General features: G+C 64.3%; 21 protein-coding genes and 1 pseudogene. 7 read left to right on the top strand and 15 right to left on the bottom strand.

The features are described 5' to 3' along the window. Nucleotides 1–78: 78 nt before the first annotated feature. The 11 genes from PA27867_RS06270 to PA27867_RS06225 form a co-directional block, all read right to left on the bottom strand. Nucleotides 79–1,164, bottom strand: a complete 1,086-nt coding sequence (locus tag PA27867_RS06270) for a nitrilase-related carbon-nitrogen hydrolase (RefSeq protein ID WP_066594500.1) — start codon at nucleotides 1,162–1,164, stop codon at nucleotides 79–81. 328 nt (nucleotides 1,165–1,492) lie between these two features. Further along, on the bottom strand, nucleotides 1,493–3,151 hold the full coding sequence (locus tag PA27867_RS06265; protein WP_066594498.1) for an FAD-dependent oxidoreductase: 1,659 nt from the start codon (nucleotides 3,149–3,151) through the stop codon (nucleotides 1,493–1,495). Next, the gene (locus tag PA27867_RS20200; RefSeq protein ID WP_084020781.1) at nucleotides 3,129–3,407 is read right to left on the bottom strand and encodes a UBP-type zinc finger domain-containing protein; all 279 of its coding nucleotides are present in this window, start codon (nucleotides 3,405–3,407) and stop codon (nucleotides 3,129–3,131) included. Before PA27867_RS20200 ends, PA27867_RS06265 begins: the two co-directional genes overlap by 23 nt. Further along, on the bottom strand, nucleotides 3,404–3,898 hold the full coding sequence (trxA, locus tag PA27867_RS06260; protein ID WP_066594496.1) for a thioredoxin: 495 nt from the start codon (nucleotides 3,896–3,898) through the stop codon (nucleotides 3,404–3,406). Before trxA ends, PA27867_RS20200 begins: the two co-directional genes overlap by 4 nt. A gap of 2 nt (nucleotides 3,899–3,900) precedes the next feature. Further along, complete coding sequence (gene clpB, locus PA27867_RS06255) at nucleotides 3,901–6,537, bottom strand: ATP-dependent chaperone ClpB (RefSeq protein WP_066594493.1); 2,637 nt, start codon at nucleotides 6,535–6,537, stop codon at nucleotides 3,901–3,903. Between the two features lie 9 nt (nucleotides 6,538–6,546). Next, entirely contained in the window at nucleotides 6,547–6,861 is a 315-nt protein-coding gene (locus PA27867_RS06250; protein ID WP_066594491.1) for a chaperone modulator CbpM, read from the bottom strand. Beyond that, a complete protein-coding gene (locus tag PA27867_RS06245; protein WP_066594489.1) occupies nucleotides 6,858–7,823 on the bottom strand; it encodes a DnaJ C-terminal domain-containing protein in 966 nt (321 codons plus the stop codon). Before PA27867_RS06245 ends, PA27867_RS06250 begins: the two co-directional genes overlap by 4 nt. After that, nucleotides 7,823–8,326, bottom strand: coding sequence for a nucleotide exchange factor GrpE (locus PA27867_RS06240; RefSeq protein ID WP_084020779.1), 504 nt, complete (start codon nucleotides 8,324–8,326; stop codon nucleotides 7,823–7,825). Before PA27867_RS06240 ends, PA27867_RS06245 begins: the two co-directional genes overlap by 1 nt. 11 nt (nucleotides 8,327–8,337) lie before the next feature. Further along, complete coding sequence (gene dnaK, locus PA27867_RS06235; RefSeq protein WP_066594487.1) at nucleotides 8,338–10,233, bottom strand: molecular chaperone DnaK; 1,896 nt, start codon at nucleotides 10,231–10,233, stop codon at nucleotides 8,338–8,340. A gap of 129 nt (nucleotides 10,234–10,362) precedes the next feature. Further along, a complete protein-coding gene (locus tag PA27867_RS20195) occupies nucleotides 10,363–11,220 on the bottom strand; it encodes an MEDS domain-containing protein (protein WP_167550823.1) in 858 nt (285 codons plus the stop codon). Nucleotides 11,221–11,352: 132 nt separating this feature from the next. Continuing rightward, entirely contained in the window at nucleotides 11,353–12,351 is a 999-nt protein-coding gene (locus PA27867_RS06225) for a hypothetical protein (protein WP_066594485.1), read from the bottom strand. A gap of 1,384 nt (nucleotides 12,352–13,735) precedes the next feature. On the opposite strand from PA27867_RS06225, the gene PA27867_RS06220 reads away from it, so the two are divergent. After that, nucleotides 13,736–14,551, top strand: a complete 816-nt coding sequence (locus tag PA27867_RS06220; protein ID WP_236900855.1) for an alpha/beta fold hydrolase — start codon at nucleotides 13,736–13,738, stop codon at nucleotides 14,549–14,551. Between the two features lie 333 nt (nucleotides 14,552–14,884). Here the strand turns inward: PA27867_RS06220 and PA27867_RS06215 are convergent, their stop codons facing one another. Beyond that, nucleotides 14,885–16,141, bottom strand: a complete 1,257-nt coding sequence (locus PA27867_RS06215) for an NADH:flavin oxidoreductase/NADH oxidase (RefSeq protein WP_066594481.1) — start codon at nucleotides 16,139–16,141, stop codon at nucleotides 14,885–14,887. Between the two features lie 133 nt (nucleotides 16,142–16,274). On the opposite strand from PA27867_RS06215, the gene PA27867_RS06210 reads away from it, so the two are divergent. The 3 genes from PA27867_RS06210 (at nucleotide 16,275) to PA27867_RS06200 (ending at nucleotide 18,858) form a co-directional block, all read left to right on the top strand. Beyond that, on the top strand, nucleotides 16,275–16,493 hold the full coding sequence (locus tag PA27867_RS06210) for a hypothetical protein (RefSeq protein ID WP_066594479.1): 219 nt from the start codon (nucleotides 16,275–16,277) through the stop codon (nucleotides 16,491–16,493). A 6-nt stretch (nucleotides 16,494–16,499) separates the two neighbouring features. Continuing rightward, on the top strand, nucleotides 16,500–16,907 hold the full coding sequence (locus PA27867_RS06205; protein ID WP_084020773.1) for a winged helix-turn-helix domain-containing protein: 408 nt from the start codon (nucleotides 16,500–16,502) through the stop codon (nucleotides 16,905–16,907). A 235-nt stretch (nucleotides 16,908–17,142) separates the two neighbouring features. Further along, nucleotides 17,143–18,858, top strand: coding sequence for an FAD-dependent monooxygenase (locus tag PA27867_RS06200; protein WP_084020771.1), 1,716 nt, complete (start codon nucleotides 17,143–17,145; stop codon nucleotides 18,856–18,858). A 207-nt stretch (nucleotides 18,859–19,065) separates the two neighbouring features. Here PA27867_RS06200 and PA27867_RS06195 read toward each other — a convergent pair whose 3' ends face one another. The 3 genes and pseudogenes from PA27867_RS06195 to PA27867_RS20185 all read right to left on the bottom strand — a co-directional run. Continuing rightward, nucleotides 19,066–19,416: a hypothetical protein gene (locus PA27867_RS06195; RefSeq protein ID WP_157109139.1), complete on the bottom strand. Its 351-nt coding sequence runs from the start codon at nucleotides 19,414–19,416 to the stop codon at nucleotides 19,066–19,068. 93 nt (nucleotides 19,417–19,509) lie between these two features. Beyond that, nucleotides 19,510–20,013: a bile acid:sodium symporter gene (locus PA27867_RS06190; protein ID WP_066594471.1), complete on the bottom strand. Its 504-nt coding sequence runs from the start codon at nucleotides 20,011–20,013 to the stop codon at nucleotides 19,510–19,512. 81 nt (nucleotides 20,014–20,094) lie between these two features. Further along, nucleotides 20,095–20,294 (bottom strand): annotated as a pseudogene (locus tag PA27867_RS20185) (integrase core domain-containing protein); the annotation flags it as partial. A 236-nt stretch (nucleotides 20,295–20,530) separates the two neighbouring features. Here PA27867_RS20185 and PA27867_RS20560 point away from each other — a divergent pair. The 3 genes from PA27867_RS20560 (at nucleotide 20,531) to PA27867_RS06180 (ending at nucleotide 22,004) form a co-directional block, all read left to right on the top strand. Further along, nucleotides 20,531–20,701, top strand: coding sequence for a hypothetical protein (locus PA27867_RS20560; protein WP_236900854.1), 171 nt, complete (start codon nucleotides 20,531–20,533; stop codon nucleotides 20,699–20,701). A gap of 128 nt (nucleotides 20,702–20,829) precedes the next feature. Further along, entirely contained in the window at nucleotides 20,830–21,129 is a 300-nt protein-coding gene (locus PA27867_RS06185; RefSeq protein ID WP_066594469.1) for a putative quinol monooxygenase, read from the top strand. A 26-nt stretch (nucleotides 21,130–21,155) separates the two neighbouring features. Next, nucleotides 21,156–22,004 (top strand): aldo/keto reductase, encoded by an 849-nt coding sequence (locus tag PA27867_RS06180; RefSeq protein ID WP_066594468.1) that lies wholly within the window; start codon nucleotides 21,156–21,158, stop codon nucleotides 22,002–22,004. Nucleotides 22,005–22,159 lie beyond the last annotated feature (155 nt).

Below are 22,159 nucleotides of genomic sequence, written 5' to 3'. Positions count from 1 at the left end.
TTCGCTGGCAGGCGGGTGTCCTGCGGCACCCGTTGAGGCTGGATGCCGGGGCCGCCGTGGCCCCGGCATCCGCTGTGACTATTCGATTTCCGTGAAAACTCCGCGTTCCTTGAGCAGTTCGATGTTCGCGGCACGCGTTGCTCGCTCGCGGGCCAGCCATCCCTCCCCCGGGGCTTCCTTGAGGTACTGGTTCTTCGGGTAGATCGGCTTCTCGTAGATCGCTGCGTACTGCTCGGTGCGGAGGTCCTTGAAGCCGTTGAAGACACCGTTCGCCTGACGCTCGCGACGCAGGTGATCGATGTCGATGACGGTGCTGATGAAGGAGTCACCGGGCACGATGCCGGGCTGCTTGATCACCACCTGACCCTTGTGGTTGACGATCATCGATTCGCCGCCGAACAGGTCGTTGAGGACACCGTCCGGGCCCAGCTCGGGGCCGAGGTTGGGGGCGACGACGATCGCGTTGTTGAACAGCGCGTGCGCTCGGTTCTGGACTTCCCACATGCCGTTCATGGTCTGCGGCTGGAAGAGGGTGGCGCGGATGATGATCTCGGCGCCGTTCATGGCCAGGCCGCGCGCGATCTCCGGGTAGGAGCCCTCGTGGCAGATGACGTAGCCGATGTTTCCGATGTCGGGGGTCTTGGCGACGGGGTAGATGGCATCGAGGGCGTTGCCGTTGCCCTTCTTCTCCACCCATTCGTCCCACAAGTCGTGCGGGTTGGTGGTGCCGAGTGTGCCGCCCTCGAAACCGTCGCTCGTGGCCTTCGCTCGACGGTAGATGACTTCGCCCTGCGGGTTGATCAGGAAGGCGACGTTGAAGTAGCGGTCAGGGAAATCGTCGTCGGCGACGAGATAGAGCTCACCGGCGATGTACGTGTTCAGTTCCCGCGCGGCCTTGCCCAATTCGTCGGTCTCGGGTCCCGGGATGGTGCGGGCGAACTTCTTCTCGGCCTCACGGTTGCCGGCCTTGAACGCCATGTGCATGCCCTGGATCGCCATCTCGGGGATGACGACGAGCTTGACAGGTGCGCCTTCAGTCGAAGCGACGCCCACGGCGGTCTTCATGAAACCGATGATGCGCTTCGTGTTCTTCAGCGCGTCCTCCGGTTCCACGATCGGAATCTGCAGGGGGGACAGCGCCACAACGGAATAGGGCTCAGTCATTTCAACTCCTTTGTTGTTGATTTGGTATTGGCGATGTTAGCGCACTATCAGCGTTTTGCAAGAAGAAATTCCGACCAAAGTTTTTCGTTTCGACCGAGGCCACGCTCGGGATTGCTCAGCCATATTCTCGGGCGCCAGGATCAATTAGCAGGGATTATCGCAGATCAAAGGCTTGTTCGAGTTGTCGAGCCCCGCTCAATAGTCGGTCGACATTCGGCTGATCATCGACGCAGCTGAGGCAATGAGAGTTGTCATCAGTCCCAAGGAAAAGGCGCTCCGAATTAGCGCACTCACAGAAAATGCGCAGGGTTGCGACGACGCCGATGCCTCACCGTCTGCCCGCCCTGACGAGGTGCTCGTATACGAGGCGAACGGCGACCACGCCTTCGCCGACGGCGGACGCCACACGTTTCACCGAGCCGCTGCGTACGTCCCCGACCGCGAAGATGCCCGCGCTCGTGGTCTCGAACATCGTCGAGGCGCCAACGCCGGTACGCACGAATCCCCGGTCGTCGAGTGTGGTCGCGCCAGCGAGCCACCGGGTCTGCGGCTCGGACCCTATCAACACGAAGAGCGCCGTCGCACTGAGCGGCCGGCGCTCATCGGTCCTCAGATCGTGAACCATGACCTCCTCGAGACGAAGGTCGCCTCGTAGCTCGCAGACCTCGCAGTTGCGCCAGACCTGCACCCGGGGGGCCGCAACGATCCGTTCTGCGAGGTAGCGGGACATGTCCCGGTTCAGGTCGTCGTGGCGGATCACGAGGTTCACGGCAGTTGCATTGCGAGCCAGGAACAGGGCCGCCTGCCCGGCGGAGTTCCCGCCACCTACGACAGTGACCGGGTCGCCGCGGCAGAGCCGCGCCTCGAACTCGGTGGCGGCGTAGTAGACGCTGGGCCCCTCGAGCCGGTCCATGCCGGGGATGTCGAGGCGGCGGTAGCGAACACCGGTCGCGAGCACCACAGTATGCGCCTCCACCTGGTCCCCGTCGGTCAGACCCACGACGAAGTGGCCGTCGACGCGCGCAAGTGACTCTGCCTCGCCGGGGATCGTGAAGGTGGCGCCGAACTTGCGGGCCTGGACCACCGCTCGGTCGGCCAGCTCGGCGCCCGAGATGCCCGCCGGGAACCCGAGATAGTTCTCGATCTGGGACGACGTCCCCGCCTGCCCTCCCGTCGCGATCCCGTCGAGCACGATCGTCGAGAGCCCCTCGGAGGCCGCGGTCACCGCAGCAGCAAGACCGGCAGGTCCCGCGCCCACCACCAGAATGTCGTATGCGTAGCGGGGCGGCGTTTCCTCCCGCAGGCCGAGAACCTCGGCAAGCTCGGTGTTGCTGGGGTTGCGCAGGACCGTCCGACCCTTCCAGATCACGACCGGGGTCTGGTCTGGTGGGATGCCGAACGCCCGCAGGGTGAGCTCTGCCTCGGGATCCTCCTCCAGGTCTTCCCAGCGGTACGGAATGCGATTGCGGCTCGCGAAGTCCCTCAGCAGGCGGGTCTCGGCTGAATAGCGGGAACCGATGATCCGGAGGCCGACGCCGAGACCGGCGTGGATGTTGCGGCGAAGGATGAAGGCCCGCAGGATCAGATCCCCCACCGCCTGATTTTGGGCGACCGCCTCTTTGAGCCGGTCGTAGGGAACCTCCAAGACCTCGACGTCGGTCTGGGCGACGGCGGTGACGTAGACGGCCTGGCCAGTCAGCATCGACAGGTCACCCACGAAGCGACCCCGCCCGTGGACGGCGATCACGCGCGGCTCTCCGTCCGGATCTTCCTGGACAACGCGGACCCGGCCGTCAAGCACGACGAACAGACCGCAGTCGCGGTCTCCCTCGCGGAACAGCGTGGAGCCTTCAGCCAGCCGCTTCCTCTCGCCGTATTGAGAGAGCAGCATGACCTGCTCGTCGGTGAGGCGCGGATAGGCGCCGGTGGTGTCGGGGGTCTCTGGCAGATCCGAGGGTTGGAGGTCAGACGAACTGCTCGTCGGCATAACACCACCTCCAGCTCTCCCCCGGCTCGATCGAACGCACGATGACGTGGCCCGTCGTTGCGGCGTGAGCGCGCGCGTGACGCATCGGGGAGGAGTCGCAGCAACAGATCTGACCGCAGGTGAGGCACTGCCGCAGGTGCACCCAGGGTGTGCCCAGACGCAGGCATTCCTCACAACCGGGCGCTCTGGGCGGCCCTACGGGGCGCACCAGCGGCAGGTGCGCGTCTGGGACCACCCGGCCGAAGACCGTGTTCATTGCCGGTCTTCCCCTCTTGAAGAGGGGCTGTTGACGGCGGGCGCTGCCTCCTCGTTGGGCAAGTGCTCCGTGAGCCACGACCGCAGGGCGCCTGCCGGCGCGGCGCCGATCTGTTTGTCAATCACCTGGCCGTGGTGCATGACGACCAGCGTCGGGATGGCCTGCACTCCGAAGCGACGGCTCACCTCCGGCGCCTCATCCGCGTTCACCTTGACAAGCTTCAGCTTGCCCGCGAGTTCTGTCGCCAGTTGCTCCAGCACCGGGCTGACCATCCGGCAGGGACCACACCAGGGGGCCCAGACGTCCACGAGCACCGGTATGGTCGATTCGTCCGCCACGGTGCTGAAGTCCGCATCGGACGTGTCGACTATCCAGGGAAGCGGGTCGTGGCAATTCCCACAGCGGGGCGCTCCGTCGGCGGCGGCACGCACTCGATTCTTCGTGCCGCAATTCGGACACACTACAACCTTGGCCGGGTGTTTCGCGATCATGTTCACGCTGCTGCCTTCCTCTCATTGGATGGCTGCATCGGAACAACGGTGAGCTCCTCATCAACGAGATCGACCACGATCGTGGAGCCCTCAGGGAGGTCACCACGCAGGAGCGCGCGCGCCACCCGGGTCTCTACCTCGCGGGAGATGTAACGCCGCAGCGGACGAGCGCCGTATGCCGGGTCGAATCCCTGCTCCGCCATGAACCGTCGGGCGCGTTCTGTGGCCTCGAGCGCAATCCGTTGCTCCCCCAGCCGCTCCCGCAACTCGTCGAGCTGGAGATCGACAATGCGCTCGATCTCGACGAACGTCAACGGCTTGAACAGCACGATCTCGTCGATCCGGTTCAGAAACTCGGGCCGGAAGTGAGATCGCAGCGAACCCATCACCAGGGCGCGCGCCTCTGATTTCACCTCGCCGTCAGGGGTGACTCCCTCGAGCAGGTATTCCGACCCGATGTTGGAGGTCATGATGATGACGGTGTTGCGAAAGTCGACGGTGCGACCATGGGAGTCGGTGAGACGCCCGTCGTCGAGCACCTGAAGCAAAATGTTGAATACGTCGACGTGGGCCTTTTCAATCTCGTCGAGCAGGATCACCGAATAGTGCTTCCGCCGGACCGCCTCGGTCAGCTGCCCACCCTCCTCGAATCCGACGTACCCAGGAGGCGCCCCCACGAGCCGACTCACGGTATGCCGCTCCTGGTACTCGCTCATGTCGATGCGGATGATGTTCTCCTCGCTGTCGAAGAGGGCTTGCGCGAGCGCTTTGGCGAGCTCGGTTTTACCCACGCCCGTCGGGCCGAGGAAGACGAAGGAGCCGATCGGGCGGGTCGGGTTCTTGATGCCGGAGCGGGCCCGGACAACCGCGTCGGTCACCAATTGCACTGCCTCGTCCTGGCCGATCACCCGTTCATGGAGAACCTCATCGAGGCGGAGGATCTTCTCCCGCTCACCCTCCTGGAGGCGGCTCACCGGGATGCCCGTCCACCGGGCCACAATTGAGGCGATCTCGTCGGCCGTGACGATCTCACGGAGCAGACGCCTCCCGCCCTGTTTGGACTGGAGTCGCTCCTCGCCCGCCGCGAGCCGCCGTTCCAATTCGGGCAGCTTTCCGTGGCGCAGGCTCGCCGCCCTGTTCAAGTCGTACTCCCGCTCGGCCCGTTCGCTCTCCAGGCGCACCTGCTCGATCTCCTGCCGCAGCGCCTGGACCTCGCGGAGCGCCTGGCGTTCCGCTTCCCACTGGGCACGCATGGCGTCCGCCTCCGCCTTCAGGTCGGCCAATTCCTTGCGCAGTTCCTCGAGGCGACGCTGGCTGGCCGGATCCGTCTCGAGGGCCACTGCCGCCTCTTCGATCTCCAGCCGGGTGACCCGGCGGGTGAGTTCGTCGAGTTCCGCCGGCATCGAGTCGATTTCAGTGCGCAGCATCGCACAGGCCTCGTCGACCAGGTCTATGGCCTTATCTGGCAGGAACCGGTCGGAGATATAGCGATGACTCAGGCTGACCGCTGCCACCAACGCGCCGTCGTAGATCTTGACGCCGTGGAAGACCTCGAATCGTTCGCGCAGTCCTCGAAGAATCGACAGGGCGTCCTCGACGGTTGGTTCATCGACCACAACCGGCTGGAATCGACGCTCGAGGGCTGCGTCCTTCTCGATGTGGGTGCGATACTCATCGAGCGTCGTGGCCCCGATCATGTGCAGTTCGCCGCGGGCCAGCATCGGCTTCAGCATCTGGCCGGCGTCCATCGCTCCTTCAGACGCGCCGGCCCCGACGACAGTGTGTAGCTCGTCGACGAACAGCAGGATCTTTCCTTCTGCGGCCAGTACCTCGTTGAGGACGGCCTTCAGCCGTTCCTCGAACTCGCCGCGGTACTTCGCACCAGCAACGAGGGACCCCATGTCCAAAGCGAAAACGATCTTGTCGCGCAGTCCCTCTGGCACGTCGCCATTGTTGATCCGCTGCGCCAGACCCTCGACGATGGCGGTCTTCCCGACCCCGGGCTCACCGATCAGCACCGGGTTGTTCTTGCTCTTTCGGGACAGGATCTGGACGGTGCGACGGATTTCCGAGTCCCGGCCGATGACCGGCTCCAGTCGTCCGGCGGCTGCTTCCGCGACGAGGTCCCGACCATACTTGGCGAGCGCTTCGTAGGTGCCTTCGGGGGTAGCGGATGTGACCCGCTGGGATCCCCTCACCGCGGTCAACATCTGCAGAAACGAGTCGCGCGTCACGCCGTGCTGGGCGAGGATCCGACCTGCTGCCGAGCTGGATCCCTCGTCGAGGAGCACTACCACCAGGTGCTCGACGGAGACGTAATCGTCCTTGAGCCTGCGGGCTTCCGTGTCGGCCGCCTCGAGGAGACGGTTCAGCCGCTGGGTGACGTACACCTTCCCAGGCTCGGCGCCGGACCCCGTGACGCGAGGGCGTTTCTCGAGCTCGTTCGTAAGGTCTTCTCGCAGCTGGTCCACATCCGCACCAGATCGGGCGAGCAGTGGCAACACCAATCCTTCGCTCTGTTCAAGCAGGGCCAGCAACAGGTGCTCGCCGTCTACCTCCTGGTGGCCGAACCGGAGTGCCTTGGTCTGGGCGTCGTGCAGTGCTTCCTGCGACTTCTGAGTGAGTCTGTTCAGGTCCATGGGAATCCCTTATCTATCTGAGCGCGAGCGGCGTTGTGATCTCTCGAGGGCGGCAATCCGGTCGAGCAGGTCCATCACCAGGCCGAGCGACGCATAAGTCAGGTTCAGCCGCAGGTGCAGCCGCTGGATCCTCGCCATCTCCCGAACCTGGGACGGGGCGAACCAGAGGTTGCCCTCGGCGTCCCGGGTGATCTCGAGCAACCCGAGCGTGACCAGCCGGCGAACCATGTCAGGGTGCACACCGGTGATCCGGGCGTAGCTGTCAAGACTCAGGCGATAGGGGCGCGCCAGAGGCCAGTTCGTCCGGGCGGTCGGTTCGGTCATGGTGAGCTCCTCGGGTCGAATTCGGACACCTTGGCGAGCTTCTCGAACAGTTTGCGTTCCTCAGAGGAGAGTGACTTGGGCACCTTGATCTGGACTTCGGCGAACAGATCCCCCGGGTTTCCTCGTTTGTTCGGCAGCCCGCGGCCCTTCAGCCGCAGCCGCCGGTGACTGGAGGTACCGGCAGGTACCTTGACGGTGGCCGGGCCGCCGGGAGTCTCGACGGGAAGCGACGAACCGAGCGCCGCTTCCCAGGGGGCGAGTGACAGCGTCACGTGCAGGTCACGGCCCTCCACCCGGTAGCGAGGATGCGCTGCGATCCGGACGATGAGGTAGAGGTCGCCCGCTTCGCCACCACCAGATCCCTGCCCGCCCTGGGCGCGCAGCCTGATCCGCTGACCGTCCACAACCCCCTCGGGAATGACGACGTCGATGGTGCGCGGACCGTCTTCGTCACGGAGCGACAGAGTTCGCCTGGTCCCGGTGTAGGCCTCCTCGACGGTCACCTCCACCTCGGTCTCGTGGTCGGAGCCGGAGACCGGTCCCCATCCGCCGCGACCGCGCCCGCGTGAGCCGAAAATGCCGCCGAGCAGATCCTCCAGATCGACATTGTCGCCGGAACCGGAGTACTGAAAACCACCAGAGGGACCGGCCCCGCCCCAGCCGGCCGACCGCCCGCCGCCGGCACCGGCTCCTGCATAGGCGCGCGCCCTGCGGTAGGCCTCCGGGTCCACGTCGGCACCGACGCGCCGGAAATCGTCTCCGAACGCGTCGTATCGCTTGCGCTGGTCGGGGTCGGAGAGCACGTCATACGCCTCGCTGAGCTCCTTGAACTTGTCTTCGGCGCCGGGATCCTTGTTGACGTCGGGGTGAAGTTTGCGCGCAAGCTTGCGGTAGGCCCGCTGGATCTCCGACTGGTCGGCATCGCGGGGGACGCCAAGGACCTCGTAGGAGTCGCGGGCCATTACTCGCTCCTGGTCGCTACGACCACAGAAGCGGGACGCAGAATCTCGTTGTCAGGCCCGTAGCCGGGCCGGATAACGTGCGCGACGGTACCGGGGACAAGTTCCTCATCGACGAGGGTGCTGACGGCTTCGTGGCGAGCGGGGTCGAAGGCTTTGCCGGTTTCATCGTCGCGCCGGGGGTAGCCCAGGTCGGCGAGGACCGAGAGTGCTTGCTGGTGCACGGCACGCACTCCGTCGACGATCTGGTCGGGGTGGGAGGAGGCATGTTCGAGGGCGCGCTCGAGGTTGTCGAGGACGGGCAACCAGCGGGAGGCCACCGACGCTCGTTCCTGCTGACGAGCGCGGACGACATCCTGCGCGCATCGTTTGCGGAGGTTTTCCAGCTCGGCGGCGGTACGGCGCCATGAGTCCTCGAGGTCAGCAATCTGCTTCGCGGTCTCGGCGGAGCTGTCACCAACGCCCTCGTCGGCGACCTGGGGGTCGGGATTCTCTTGTCCGGACATGACGTCGACGCTCAGTGTGCCGTGAACTCGGCGTCGATCACATCGTCGCCGTCGTCCGCTCCAGCCTCGCCGGAGCCGGCCGACGGGCCAGCGGAGCCAGCGCTGCCTTGGCTCCTGACAGCGGAGCTCAGGGCCTGCGCCATCTGGTGCAGTTCACCCGTGAGCGACCGCAGACGGTCGATCGGCGCCTGCTCGTCGAGTGCGGTACGCGCGTCATTCGTCAAGATCTCTGCCCGGGCGCGGTCATGCTCAGGGACGGCATCCCCGGCCTCGGTGAGTTCGCGCTGGACCTGGTAGGCCACGGAGTCGAGTTCGTTCCGCGCGTCGACGAGTTCTCGGAGCTGGGCGTCCTCGCCGCGGTGCGTCTCGGCATCCGAGACCATCCGCTCGACCTCGTCCTTGGTCAGCGTCGAGGTCTCACTGATGGTGACCTGTTGCTCGGCGCCGGTGTCCTTGTCCTTCGCGGAGACGTGCAGGATGCCGTTGGCATCGATGTCGAAGGTCAACTCGATCTGTGGTTCACCTCGAGGCGCTGGTCTGATGTTCTCGAGCCGGAATCGGGCGAGTGCGCGGTTGTCGCTGGCGAGTTCCCGTTCGCCCTGGAGGACCACGACGTCCACCGCTTGCTGGTTGTCCTCGGCGGTACTGAAGACCTCGGTGCGACGCGCCGGGATCGTCGTGTTGCGCTCGATGACCTTGGTCATCACGCCGCCCTGCGTTTCCAACCCCAGCGATAGCGGCGTGACGTCCAGGAGGAGGACGTCCTTCACATCCCCCTTGATGATCGCCGCCTGGACGGCCGCACCGAGTGCGACGACCTCGTCCGGGTTGACGGTCATGTTCGGATCCTTGCCACCGGTCATCCGACGGACCAGGTTCTGTACCGCGGGGATGCGCGTAGAACCGCCGACGAGGATGATCTCGTCGATGTCGTCCGGGGTTGCCTTCCCATCCTCCAGGGCCTGCTTCACCGGACCCATGCAGCGTTCAACGAGATCCGCGGTCAGCTGGTCGAACGTCGATCGCATGAGGTTGACGTTGAGATGTTTCGGGCCCGAAGCGTCCGCGGTCACAAAGGGAAGGTTCACCGCCGTTTGGGTAACGGACGACAAATCGACTTTGGCCTTCTCGGCCGCCTCGAACAGCCGCTGCAGAGCCTGAGGGTCCTGGCGGAGGTCGATACCGACCTCTTTCTTGAACTCGTCCGCGAGGTAGTCAACGATGCGCCGGTCGAAGTCGTCCCCACCAAGATGGGTGTCGCCCGCCGTGGATCGGACCTCGACAACGCCCTCACCGACGGTGAGGAGGCTGACATCGAAGGTTCCACCGCCGAGGTCGAAGACGAGAATGGTCTCGTTCTCGAGTTTCTCCATCCCGTATGCCAGGGCTGCGGCGGTGGGTTCGTTGATGATCCGGAGAACTTCGAGTCCCGCAATCTTGCCGGCGTCTTTGGTGGCTTGCCGCTGGGCGTCATTGAAGTGCGCCGGCACGGTGATCACAGCTTCTGTGACCCGCTCCCCGAGCGCCTTGCTTGCATCCTCGGCCAGCTTGCGCAGAATCTGCGCCGAGATTTCCTCCGGCGCGTAGAGCTTGCCGTGGACCGAGAACCGGACTGCGCCGTCCGGTCCGGACACGACGTCGTACGAGACGGCGTTGAGCTCGCTCTCCACCTCGTCGTAGTTCCGACCGACGAAACGCTTGGCCGAGTAGATCGTGCCCTTGGGGTTGAGGATCGCCTGTCGCCGGGCCATCTGGCCCACGAGCCGTTCACCGTTTTCGAGGAACGCGACGACGGATGGAGTGGTCCTGTTTCCCTCGGTATTCGCGATGACCTGGGGTTGGCCCCCCTCCATCGCGGCAATCACCGAATTGGTTGTTCCCAGATCGATACCAACAGCCCTACCCATGACGTTCTCCTTCGCTCAATACCTTCCCTCGCTATGATTTCGCGGTACACGACCGGCGGCATCCCGTAAACAGGTGACATCTGTTTCCTGGGCCTGTCTCGGCGACGAGCGGCACACGGTGCGTCAGGGTCAGGCGGACGGCGACGCGTGGTGGAACGAGAGCACGGCGAGTTCGACTCGCGAGTGAATGCAGAGCTTTTGGAAGATGTGCTTGAGGTGGGCGTCCACGGTGTGGGGCGACACGCTCAGCTGTTGTGCCGTCGCGCGGTTCGACAATCCTGTGCCCACGAGCTGTGCGACACGGACCTCGGCGCCGCTGAGGGACTGCCAGTCGTCCACCCACGCCTCGTGACCTGGGCCCTTTCGGGCCAAGGGATATCGAACGGCGGCGTCCGCCGCGGGTTCCGGGGTGTCCGGCGGCGCCACGCTGTGCGGGTTGTGGAGCACGGTGCCGTCGAGTAGCACCATGGAGTGGATTTTCAGTACGCTCGCGAGAATGCCCGCCCCGAAGCGCTGCACGTCGTACAGACAGAGGAAGACGGTGGGCAGTTCGGCGAGGATGTGGATGACGGCGGTCTCGTAAATGGAGACTTCCCTCGCGCCGGACTCATGCGACCCCCGAGACATCTGTCCGGCGGCGCGCAAAAGTGGGAACGCGTCGGTGGGCGAGCCGGAGTTGGCGACGAGGGGTGAAAACGACTGCTGGGGGGAGAATTCGCGGGTCCGAAGGTACGCGTCGGGCGCTGAGTAGACATCAAGGTGTTGACGCCTGTCGCTGAGTCCTGCCGATGGGTACACCCTCTGTCGAATGCTCGCCGACTCGAGTTCGTCGATGAGGCAGACGCATTGGTCGCCGTGACGAAGGCCCTCCTGCATGAACGACACCAGCAGCCGGTCTCTCTCGACGGGTCCCGAGAACAGAGCGCAGACGTGGATCCCCGGATGAATCTCGCCGACCTCAGGGATTCCCATGAGCAGGTCGTTCACCGGGAAACCGTCTTCTCGTGGCCCCATTTTGCTAACCAAACGTCGTCCTTTGCCAACGATACGTCGTCGTTGAGGTCGCGGTCAACGCGGTGGAGGGCCAAGTCGACTACTCGCACGGCGTGTTGCGCCTTCTCAGGTCCGCTCTTTCGCGAGCCGGGCGCGGCGCTCTTCCTCACGCTTTGAGTACGCGGCCGCGCGGATCGCGTCGTCTGATTCCAGGCCGGTTCCGAGTGCACCGCCGATGGTCGCCGCAGAGGCGACGAACCAGACAAGCACGAACAGATCGCCGTAATCGAGCGACGTGCCGAGTGAATCGCCCATTACAGCAGGGTCGAGTACAAACAGCGCCCATGCCAGGTTCACGACGTAGAGCGCCACATAACAGATGAGCACCCCGATCGTCAAAGTCAACAGTGTCGAGGTGTTGTAGAGACGGGATCTGTCCCGCGCTTCAGCGGAGTCGTCGGCGGGGTGGTCCCAGAGTTCTCCGTCGATCACAATCCAGCCCACGACGATCGCGATCGAGGCGATGGTCGCGACGCCGAGCCGCCACCCCGACAGGGAGCCGGCAATCAGCCAAACCGTAGAATCGACGGTGGCCACCGCGCCGGTTGCGAGGGCGGCTACGAGCGCGGATTTGAGTCCGGTCGCGAGGAGCCACGGACGGTTAGCGAGGACCATGCCGAACAGCACCCGCCCCCGACCGCTGAGACCGGGGAGGGACACACGCTGCTCATCAGGCGAGGTGGGTTCTGCCATTCCACTGACGAGGCTGCGCACAGCGTGCCGCGCGCGCGCGTTGACACGCAGCCCGCCGAGCGCGGGTAGCGACAGCACGGCGGTGCGTCGCTGCGGGTCGATTGCGGCCAGCAAGTACCGACCGTTGTCGTCGCGAAGGGGAAGCTCGGTTACCCCGATGACAAGGTCCCACTCGCGCTGTTGGGCACGTGCCCGCAGCCGGGACAGTGCGGTCTCGACATCCTCATACCCGAGGGTGAACGGTTCACTCACCACCTCGATTTCCCAGCCATCGCGATCATCGCCATCCAGCGGGCCGAGGTCACTCATGGCGCGCGCCATCTTGGTTGGCGAGGCCGGGTCAGCCACGAGACCCACGCGGATCGGCTTCATCTCCGAAGCCTACACATAGAGCCGAGAACCAGGCCGGTACTCTTTCGATACGCGCGTGGCGGGGGAACCCCTTGCCTTCCCTCGCGACCTGGTCCCAGGGCACTCCAAATTCTCGTTCCATCCGGATTGATGTTTCAGATCGGACGAATGAGGGAGAGTGGACCGTTGAATTCGAAAATGCCAGGTGAAGGACACGAACGCTCGAGGCGTCCACGGCCCGGCACGCGAAGATCGAAGGGCGGACCGGCTAGCCGAACTTCAGATCAAACACGGCATCCCCTGCAGTCCACGCGAGCTCGGGGTCAGGGCCACGATGATGAAAGAAGCCACGCAAAGCCCGAGCTGCAGTTTCGAGATCGACCACAACGCCGCTGGGAGCGTGCGCAGGTCCCGAAGGTATTCGTACCTCAGTCTCTCCCTCGGTATCAACCGAACCTAGTATCCGCCACTCCCCTGCCTCCCGGGAATTGGCTGCACAATGCACGATGAAACCCGTTGCCCCACTCCCCATGGCCTCAAACAAGGCTTCGTTGCGCTCGACAAGGAAGCGCCCCGCTCCCGCGCTATCCCAGGTCGAAAGCGCTGTGAGCGCCACCCGCTTCGCGGCATCAGACGACGGCTGCTCAACACCGTTAACATCCCACGCCTTGGGGACAACTGTCCGTTTGCTATCACGAACTCCGAGGCGGACTACATTGCCGACCATCACGCCAATTGCGCTTGCGGGAACCAGGACTGGCCAAAGGTAGGACCAGGGATCTGAGAGAAAAGAAAGGAGGAGACCTTCCAGAGCGACAACGAGGACAAGAACTATCGTTACCCAGCGCGCCCTGACCAGTGCCCGAATGACGCCACCCCCAAGGATCCCGGCAGCAAGTATGAGACCGACCTCAAGGCCGTGCGCCCCTTTAGTCAATGAGAGCGTGGACAGGAATATCCCAAACGCGAAAACCAGACCCATCGCCCAGAGAACCCAAGCGGACCGGACGAATTGAAGAAACGACGGCGAGCCTTGCATATCTTCATTTCCTTGCTGGCCTGGAACTAGGGACTTCAGGTGGTCGAATCCGACCCCGCCCCAGCACCATTAGTTGCCGAGCGCCTCAACGCTATCCCGTTTACCCCACTGCGAAGCCCGGAAAGGGTGCTGGAATTAGTTCATGCCGCCTGAGACCGAGTACTCGAACCGGAAGGACCACCCGGCAGATGAGTAAGTGCTCCACCAGTAGCTGCGGACCAAAGAAACGCGGGACACAACCTCATGGAAGTCTGGCGCTTTGGAAACTGACGCGCTTTACGTAAACGAGTCGAATCGTCGACCGTCTATCGGGGTAGGCCCCATACGCTCTTCCCACGGCCGGCAGGGCTGCGAGATCCTCACAGGGTGCCGGATTCCGCATGGGATAGCGTTGCAGGTGTGACGCTAAATCATATACGACGCGGAAGTGGTAGCCCGCTGCTGCTGGTACACGGTCTGGGTGCCGGGTGGCGATCTTGGGCCCCGATCCTCGACGAACTAGCCGAGCACCGTGAGGTCATCGCTGTCGACCTGCCAGGGTTCGGTGAGACCGCGCCGTTGACCGGTGAGGTCTCGATCGCCACACTGACCGACTCCGTCGCGGAATTTATCCGCGAGCAGGGGCTGGAAGGGGTCTCGACCGTCGGCCAGTCAATGGGCGGCCGAATTGTGCTGGAGCTTGCGCGGCGGGGAGTCGGCGGCGACACTGTGGCGTTGGACCCGGGCGGGTTCTGGAACCGACGCGAGCTTGTCGTCTTCGGCGCGACGCTACGGCCCTCGATCGCTCTGGTCCGCGCACTGCGAGGCAGCCTGCCAGCCCTGCTCGGCAGCTCAGTCGGAAGGACTCTGCTGCTGGCGCAGCTGTCGGCGCGGCCTTGGGCACTCTCGCAGCAGACCGTGCTGCCGGACGTGCGCGGACTGGCTGATTCCCCGGCGACTGGCGCCGCATTGAACGCCCTCACCAAAGGACCTAAGCAACAAGGCGCTCCGGCTGGCACGGTGCCCGGCCGGGTCACAATCGGTTGGGGGCGACGCGACTTGGTGACCGTGCCTCGACAGGCCGCTCGCGCCATGGAACTGTTTCCCGACGCCGTGCTGCACTGGTTCGAGCGGTGCGGTCACTTCCCGCAATGGGACGCACCGCGTGAAGCGATTCGACTTATTCTCGACAGCACCGATTGATGTCAGCTGCTCTGCCCAGCCGAGAACAGCATCCGTCGCCTCAGCCGGATCGTCATACAGCACCCAATTACTAGGGCCAGCGACGCAAAGGCGAAAGTTTCTTCGGCAGGCCGCAGGAGCTAAGTGTACGAATTCGCGAGGTTGCCATCGAGCGCAGATTCGGTCGGCGAATGTGGAATCGCACACGTGATTCTGGAGAACTGAGAGCAACAACCTGTGGACCGCTCACTCATGCACAAATGCTGTCCAGTAGGACCTCCGCAGCAAAGACAGAGGAGGCCTGAACTGCGCTCATTGTTCAGGCCTCCGTCTTTCAGTCTGTAGAGGTATGGATCACGCGGCCTCGAGCTCGTCGGCGCGTTCTTCCTCGAAGTCGACGCTCAGTGACTGGGGCGATGGTTCTTCGATCAGCGGCGCCGCCGCGGCAACTCCCGCGACCTCGGTGAGGGAGGCGCCGTTGGTCGCCGCTGGCCAGCCGATTGCCTCGTCTGCACCACGGAGGTTGCGGAGCCACCAGGCCCAGTCTTCGGGTACCAGGCCGAACGGATCGGCGTAGCCCAGCACACGAGCGGCATAGACCGGCCAGTGAGCGTTCGCTAGGGCCGGGCGGCCGAGGAACACGAGGTCGAGGAGGTTCTCCTCGATGACGCGGTTCGCGATCTCAGGCTGGCCGAGGTTCCAGCTGGTTGCCACGGGAATGCCGACTTCCTCTTTGACGCGGGTCGCGTTCTTGACCATTCCGCCGAGCACACCGATTGGGACGTCGCCGCTCATGTTGTCGGTGTTGAATCCGATGCTGAGGTCGGCCAGGTCGAGACCGTGCTCCTTCATCCAGCCGATCGCGGTGATCGACTCGTCGACGGTCACTCCGCCGGGGTGGAGGTCATCGATACCCAGGCGCATGGTGAGGGGAATGTGGTCGGGCACCACGGCGCGCACAGCGTCGAGCGCTTCGAGGTGGAACCGGGTGCGGTTCTCGAGGCTGCCGCCGTACTGGTCGGTGCGTTGGTTGGCCAGCGGGGAGAAGAACTCGCTTCCGAGGTAGCCGTGGGCGAAGTGCATCTCGATCCACTCGTAACCTGCCTCGACGGCGCGACTCGCAGTGTCGGCGTAGTCCTGCATCAGCTGGGCGATCTCATCGACGGTGAGCGCGCGCGGAACGTAGGGCATGTCTCCGCCGTACGCGATGGCGGACGGGGCTCGGGTCTCCCAGCCGGCCGCGTGCTCGGGAGGGAGCATGTGGCCGCCTTCCCAGGGCGTGACGAGGCTACCCTTCCGTCCGGTGTGGCCGAGCTGGATCGCGGCGACGCCACCCATCGACTTGATCATGTCGACGGTGCGCTTGTGGCCCTCGATCTGGTCGTCGTTGTACAGGCCGGCACAGTGCGTGGTCGTGCGGCCGTCGGGCGTGATCGCGATCTGCTCGGGGAACACGAGCCCGAACCCGCCCGCCGCACGGGCGCCCAGGTACATCAAGTGGAAGTCGTCGAGCTTTCCATCGGTGGACCGGTACATGGTCATCGGAGACATCGCGATGCGGTTTCGCAACGTGACGCCCTTCAGCGTGTACGGGGTGAAGAGGTTCGGCATCGGGATCCTTTCAAGCGTGGGTCGGTTGTGGTGTTGGTGACAGTCGACCATTGGCAACCACCACCGGTGATTTCGCGGCCATTGCCGCTCGGTAACGTTCTGCTCACGCGACGCAGGGGCCAGTGAGAGGTCAGTGCTCGAGGGTCGGCCGGCGCGCGGCTTCGGCGTATCCATCGAGCACCGCTGGCTGAGCGCGGACACGACGGATGCGCGGGTCGAGCGCCTCATCGAGGCGATCGCAGGGCAGCAACTCGATGCCGTCACCTTCACGAGCGCGCCGGCGGTACACGCCCTCTTCAGTACGGCTGAAGCGCTAGGGCGTCTCAACGAGGCGGCTGAGGGCTTCCGGTAAGCCGTTTTGGCTGCGGCAGTCGGACCAGTCACCGCCGAACCGCTGATCGCGCTTGGAATACCCGTCATCCAGCCCCAACGCTTCCGCTTGGGGGGGATCAAACTCGTCTGTGATCACCTCGAACAGCACCGAGTCACCCAGCTCGAGACCAGGTACGGCCTCAGGGAACTCCGCGGCGCTGTTGTCCTCCTCAACGGCACACGCACGGTGTTGCCGCCCACTTCGCTCGCGTTGCTTCGGACCTTAATAGCGGCCGGCGGGGATGTAGTACCGCGAATCATGTTGGCGGCATCGACTCCGGCCCTGCTCGACGACCATGCGCTGGAGGTCGCGTTGAGCCGACTCCGGCAGAACCTCGCCACACCCGGTCTCCTCGAGACGGTGATCAAGCGCGGATACCGGCTCGCACGCTGAGCCATCCCGGGTTCGCACCGCAGCTGAAGGCGCTGACTCCCGATGGTAGCGCGCGGGTTTCGATAAAGTTGCCAACCCCTCTCGGCGGCGATGTGACAGCTAGAGGTGTTGGTTACTCGACGGTAGCGGTGCGGGCGGACGACTGAAACATTCGCCGTTTAGCGTTACGGACATCCCACCGCTCGGACAGGCGAATCGCTTCTCCCGGCAGTCCCGCCCGAGCAAGGAGAACGCCATGCCAGATATGGACACCACCCGCACCCAGGTACTCGTAGTCGGCGGAGGCCCGGTCGGGTGCGCTCTCGCGCTCGAGCTCCTCCACCGAGGGGTAGCCGTGATCGTCGTCGAGAAAGACGAGAATATTCCGGCCTACCCGGTGAAGGCAATGCTGCTCAACCCGCGCACGCTCGAGCACATGGCCCGTTGGGGCATCGCTGACGACGTCCGTGCCGCCGCGGTCACACCCCAGGGGTGGCAGCAGGGGGTGACATTCGCCACCTCGTTGACCGGGCGCGACCTCGGCCACTACCGAGAGGGTTTCGACTTCCACAGCGAGGAAGAGTCGGATGACCTCAGCGAAAGGGCTCAGGTCGTGATGCAACCCGACACCCTCCGTGTGATGCGCGGAGCGATGCTCGAGGCGGGCGCGGAGTTCCTGGAGGGCTGGGAGGTCGTCGAGATCGAGCAGGGCGACGAGGTCAGCGCCCTGCTGCGTCACATGGAGACCGGCTCCGAGCGTCAGATCGTCGCGGCGTACGCGGTCGGTGCCGACGGGCCACACAGCATCGTGCGTACCACGGCCGGCATCACACGCTCGGGACGTGGCGGGATCAGCGCGACGCTTCTGCTGCATTTCCGGGCGCCGGAGGTGATGGAAGATTACCGGCCGACTCCAGCTGCCTTCTCGAACCTCACGCACCCTGAGGGAGGTGCGCTCGTTGTTCCGATCGGCGCCGATCTGTTCTGTGCGCACGTTCCCGGCTATCCCACCGACGTCGACATCGCCGACATCGATCTGCAGAAGCTCGGCAAACGCATCATCGGGCGCGACTCCGGTCGCGAGATCGAGTACGTCTATGCCGGTGTCTACAAAGTGCACGAACGCATCGCCGATGCCTACCGCGCGGGCCGGTTCTTCCTGGCCGGCGATGCAGCTCACCTCTACGCCCCGTTCGGCGGCCACAATCTCAACTCCGGCTACGGCGATGCCGTCGACCTCGGGTGGAAGCTTGCCGCCGTGTTAAAGGGCTGGGCGGGGGATGCTCTGCTGGACAGCTACGAACAGGAGCGACGGCCGATCGCCGTTCAAAACGCTTCCGAAGCATCAGGCAATGTGATGCGCTTCGTCGAGGAGGGCAAGGCGATCATGTCTGAGATGCGCGAAACCGATTACCTCGCTTCGGGGGTTCTGGCCGAAGGCCGTCGCCGGGGATGGGGCGAACGACTCTGGCGGGCCACCCGACCGCAGTACATCGCACGAGGGATCGTGTTAGACCAGCGCTACAAGAGCGACGTGATCATGGCTGATGACGCGACCGTCGCTCCCTGGTCGTCGCTGCGCTACCTCCCGATCGCGAAGCCGGGACACCGCGCCCCGCATGTTCGCCTCGCCGACGGCCAATCGCTCTACGCTGCTTTCGGGCCGGAATTCACACTGATCGCGGCCCCCGGCATGGAAGCGGCTGCCGAACGAGCGCTGGAGGCTGCGTCGGCGTGCGGGGTGCCGCTTGCAACCGTTACGGTGGCCGATGATCGGGTGCGTGCCCTCTACGGTGCTCCTCTGGTACTCGTGCGCCCCGACCAGCACGTGGCCTGGCGCGGCGAGGAAGATACAAACTTTCTGTCAGTGCTGCTGGTCGCAACAGGCCGGGGCGGGACCCACGAGGGGCTGAGCACGGCGTTGCCCGCGGTTGCTACCGTGGAGGAAACCCGCGATCTCATCGGAGCGTGAGGATAAGGCGCTCGGTCCGCGGCCTGGTTCGCCTCACGGACGGCGCTGTGCACCGGGGCGATTCAGTGCGTCGATCAGGAACGGCCCCTGCAATTACCTTCCACGCGCGAACGATTGCGGCCCGCCCCGGCCGCGTCCAGATCGCATCCCGGCCCTAGTTCACCGAGTTCGTAGTCGGTCCAGTCGCCCCGCCCGGGATATCACTCGTCACGTCGAAGTGGCCGGGGGCTGGCCTTCGCTGGCGGGCTCGTTGGTTGTTGAGTGAGTGTCCCCCGGTGAAGCGGCGCGCCTCCATATCAGGGCGAATAGGAGGACGACTACGATGCCGAAGGTATTGAGGATCGTGATCGACACCGTGACCAGCGGGTCGGCTGCAAAGGGAAATATCATCATGAGAAGCATCGGAGCGATGTTGCGTACCGCCGTCGTTATCTCGGTCGCATGCCTGACTCCCACGTCTTTGACTCGAAGACTGGACACGAGAAGGTAGCCACACCCAAGGCCGATGAATGGGCCGGCAAGGGCAGCGATGTAGCTCCCTGTGCCCCAGGTCTGCACGATCTGATTCCAGTACGCAAGCAGCGTGAAGTTGAGGTTAAAGAGCAGACACAGAATTTGCAACTCGTACAGACCACGGTGCGAGTGGCGGCGTCAGGTCGGGCCACCAGACCCTGAAGGCGCACCCGAGGACCAGCGGTAAAGCAAAAAGAGCAGCAGCGGCCAAGCAACACCCCAGAACGAGACCTTGAGTTGCGCGTCAACCGCATCGATGGCGAGGGGCAACCCGAGCGGGAGGGCTATGACGGTCGCGACAGTCAAGACCACCAGCAGTGTGGTGGCTATGCTCACATCGGCCTTCGCCAACCGGGCGAGGAGAGGGGCGAAGGGCATACCTGCACACAGGGCTGCAACACAGAATCCGACTTTGATCTCTCCTGGAATGGACGAGGCTATCGTCAGCAAATAGCCGATGAACAGGAGCGGGATGATGACGAAATTGATCGCCAACGCCCAGACGGCAATCTTCCAATGGGCAAGGGCCTGTGCCAGCAACTTGCCGACCGGAAGCCTGAGGCCCAACCCGAACGCATTCAATATCACGAAGAGCACCCCGAACCCATTGATCAGGACGCTCTGACCGGACGTGGCCGTCATATTGTTCCCTTTCTCGCGAGCAGCCGATTCCCCTGCCCGGATTGGGCCAGGTGAGTTTGGACGGCTAGCTGTACTGAGCGACTACCTGGGTGACACTCGGCGGATGGGCGTTACACAATGCCGGTGTGGATGCGTTCAGTGTTGTGGTAGATCAGCCAAGGGGCAAGGGCGTTGGTGCGTTGCTGGTTGCTTGTGAAGATCTGGCGGTAGACCCATTCGGTCGCAAGGGTGCGGTTGAGGCGTTCGACTTTGCCGTTGGTCCAGGGGCAGTGCGTTTGAACTCAACGATCGAACACCGCCGGCGACCGGACGGTGAGAGGTCTCAAATCTCCAGGGATACGAGACACCTCTGTCCCAGGTGGGCGCGCCTCAGCGAAACTCGTTGCGGTCACCCCATCTGACACACATCGGGGCCAACGAAGCGGGGTTCTGCATCAGCCTGAATTTGGCGTGGATAACGATCCCTCAACGGGCAAGGCCCGAGTAGGGGACCCCGACCGACGGATCGCCGCTGTTCATGGCCGGGCTGTACGAATGGTGGCGCTACAAGGAGATCATCGACAACGTGCGCGACGTCCTCGACGCGGCGCCGGTCCTGGCCGAGACGCTCGACGACCATGTCGTGTCGCGTGCGGTCGGCGATGTGCCCAACAACTCGCCCGAGCTGATCAAGCCCGTCGCCGACTGACGCCGGGAGGCCGTGGTGTCGTGCGGAGGCGCTCAGCACCTCCCTGTTCACGGCTCACTAACGGGATTAAGTTCAGGTGGTGGCTGGTGCTTCCGCGGCCGCATTGATCGCAGTGAAGGAGTCCGTCCATGTTGACCAAAGCCCTCTTGGTGCGTCTCGAGGCCCTGCCGGGCAAGGAGTTAGAACTGTCCGACTTCCTCAAGAATGCACGTGCGATCGTGATGGATGAACCGGGCACCGTCGCCTGGTTCGCCATCCAGTTCGGCCCGTCGACCTTCGGCGTGTACGACGTCTTCCCCGATGACGAAGCGCGCGATGCCCACCTCGCCGGGGGTGTCGGCCAAGCACTCGGGCCGAACACCGGAGTCCTGTTCTCCGAACCGCAGATCGAGAAGATCGACATTCTCGCCGAGAAGGTCCCGGGCTAGCCGCCCTACCCCGGAGTCACCGGCGCATGAGTACACCAACCATCCGTGCCGTGTCTCTGCCCGACGCAGGCACCGTCCCGGCCCTGGGTCTGGGCACCTGGTACATGGGCGAGCGACCCGACCGGCGCCCGACGGAGTTAGCCGCCCTGCGCACAGGCATCGAGAACGGCTTGACGCTGATCGACACTGCCGAGATGTACGGCGACGGCGCCGCCGAGGAGCTCGTCAGTGAGGCTATCGCGGGACAGCGAGACAGTATCTACCTCGTCAGCAAGGTCGTGCCCAGCCACGCCACACGACGAGGGACGGTGGAAGCCTGCCAGGCCAGTCTGCGGCGGTTGGGCACCGACTACCTCGACATGTACCTGCTGCACTGGCGCGGACGAGTGCCGCTGGCCGAAACGGTGGCGGGGTTCGAAGAACTAGTGCAGGCGGGGCTGATACGCAGCTGGGGCGTCAGCAATTTCGACACCGATGACCTCGACCAACTGGCCTCGGTGCCGGGCGGAGCGCGGGCGCAGACCGATCAGGTGCTCTACAACCTCGCCCGCCGCGGACCTGAGTACGACCTTCTTCCGAGATGCCGCCAGGCTGGGATTCCGTTGATGGCCTACTCCCCGGTCGACCACGGCCGATTGCTCGAACACCCCACGGTCCGCGACATGGCCGGCGCAAAGGAAGTAACCCCAGCTCAGTTGGCGCTGGCCTGGGTGCTTAGACTTCCCGAAGTCTTTGCCATCGTGAAAGCCTCCACTCCGGCACGCGTGGCGGAGAATCGCGCCGCGATAGAGATCAGCTTCAGTACCAACGAGCTGAAACAGCTCGACCAGATCTTCCCACCGCCGTCTAGCAAGGAGCCGCTGGAAATGCTCTGACCTCTCTCAAACGCGGGCGCAGGGCAAGGGAGAGACGACTCTGCACACAAGAGCATCCTCGTCAACAGCGACTAGCGACAGCCTGCGTTGGTCCGCGAGAGTGTGCCGTACGCCGATCGTCTAACTGTCAACGCCGAAGTCATCGTCTTAGGAGG

Source organism: Cryobacterium arcticum (genome assembly GCF_001679725.1).
Taxonomy (GTDB): Bacteria; Actinomycetota; Actinomycetes; order Actinomycetales; family Microbacteriaceae; genus Cryobacterium; species Cryobacterium arcticum_A.
This window is presented reverse-complemented; position numbering and strand designations above follow the sequence as displayed.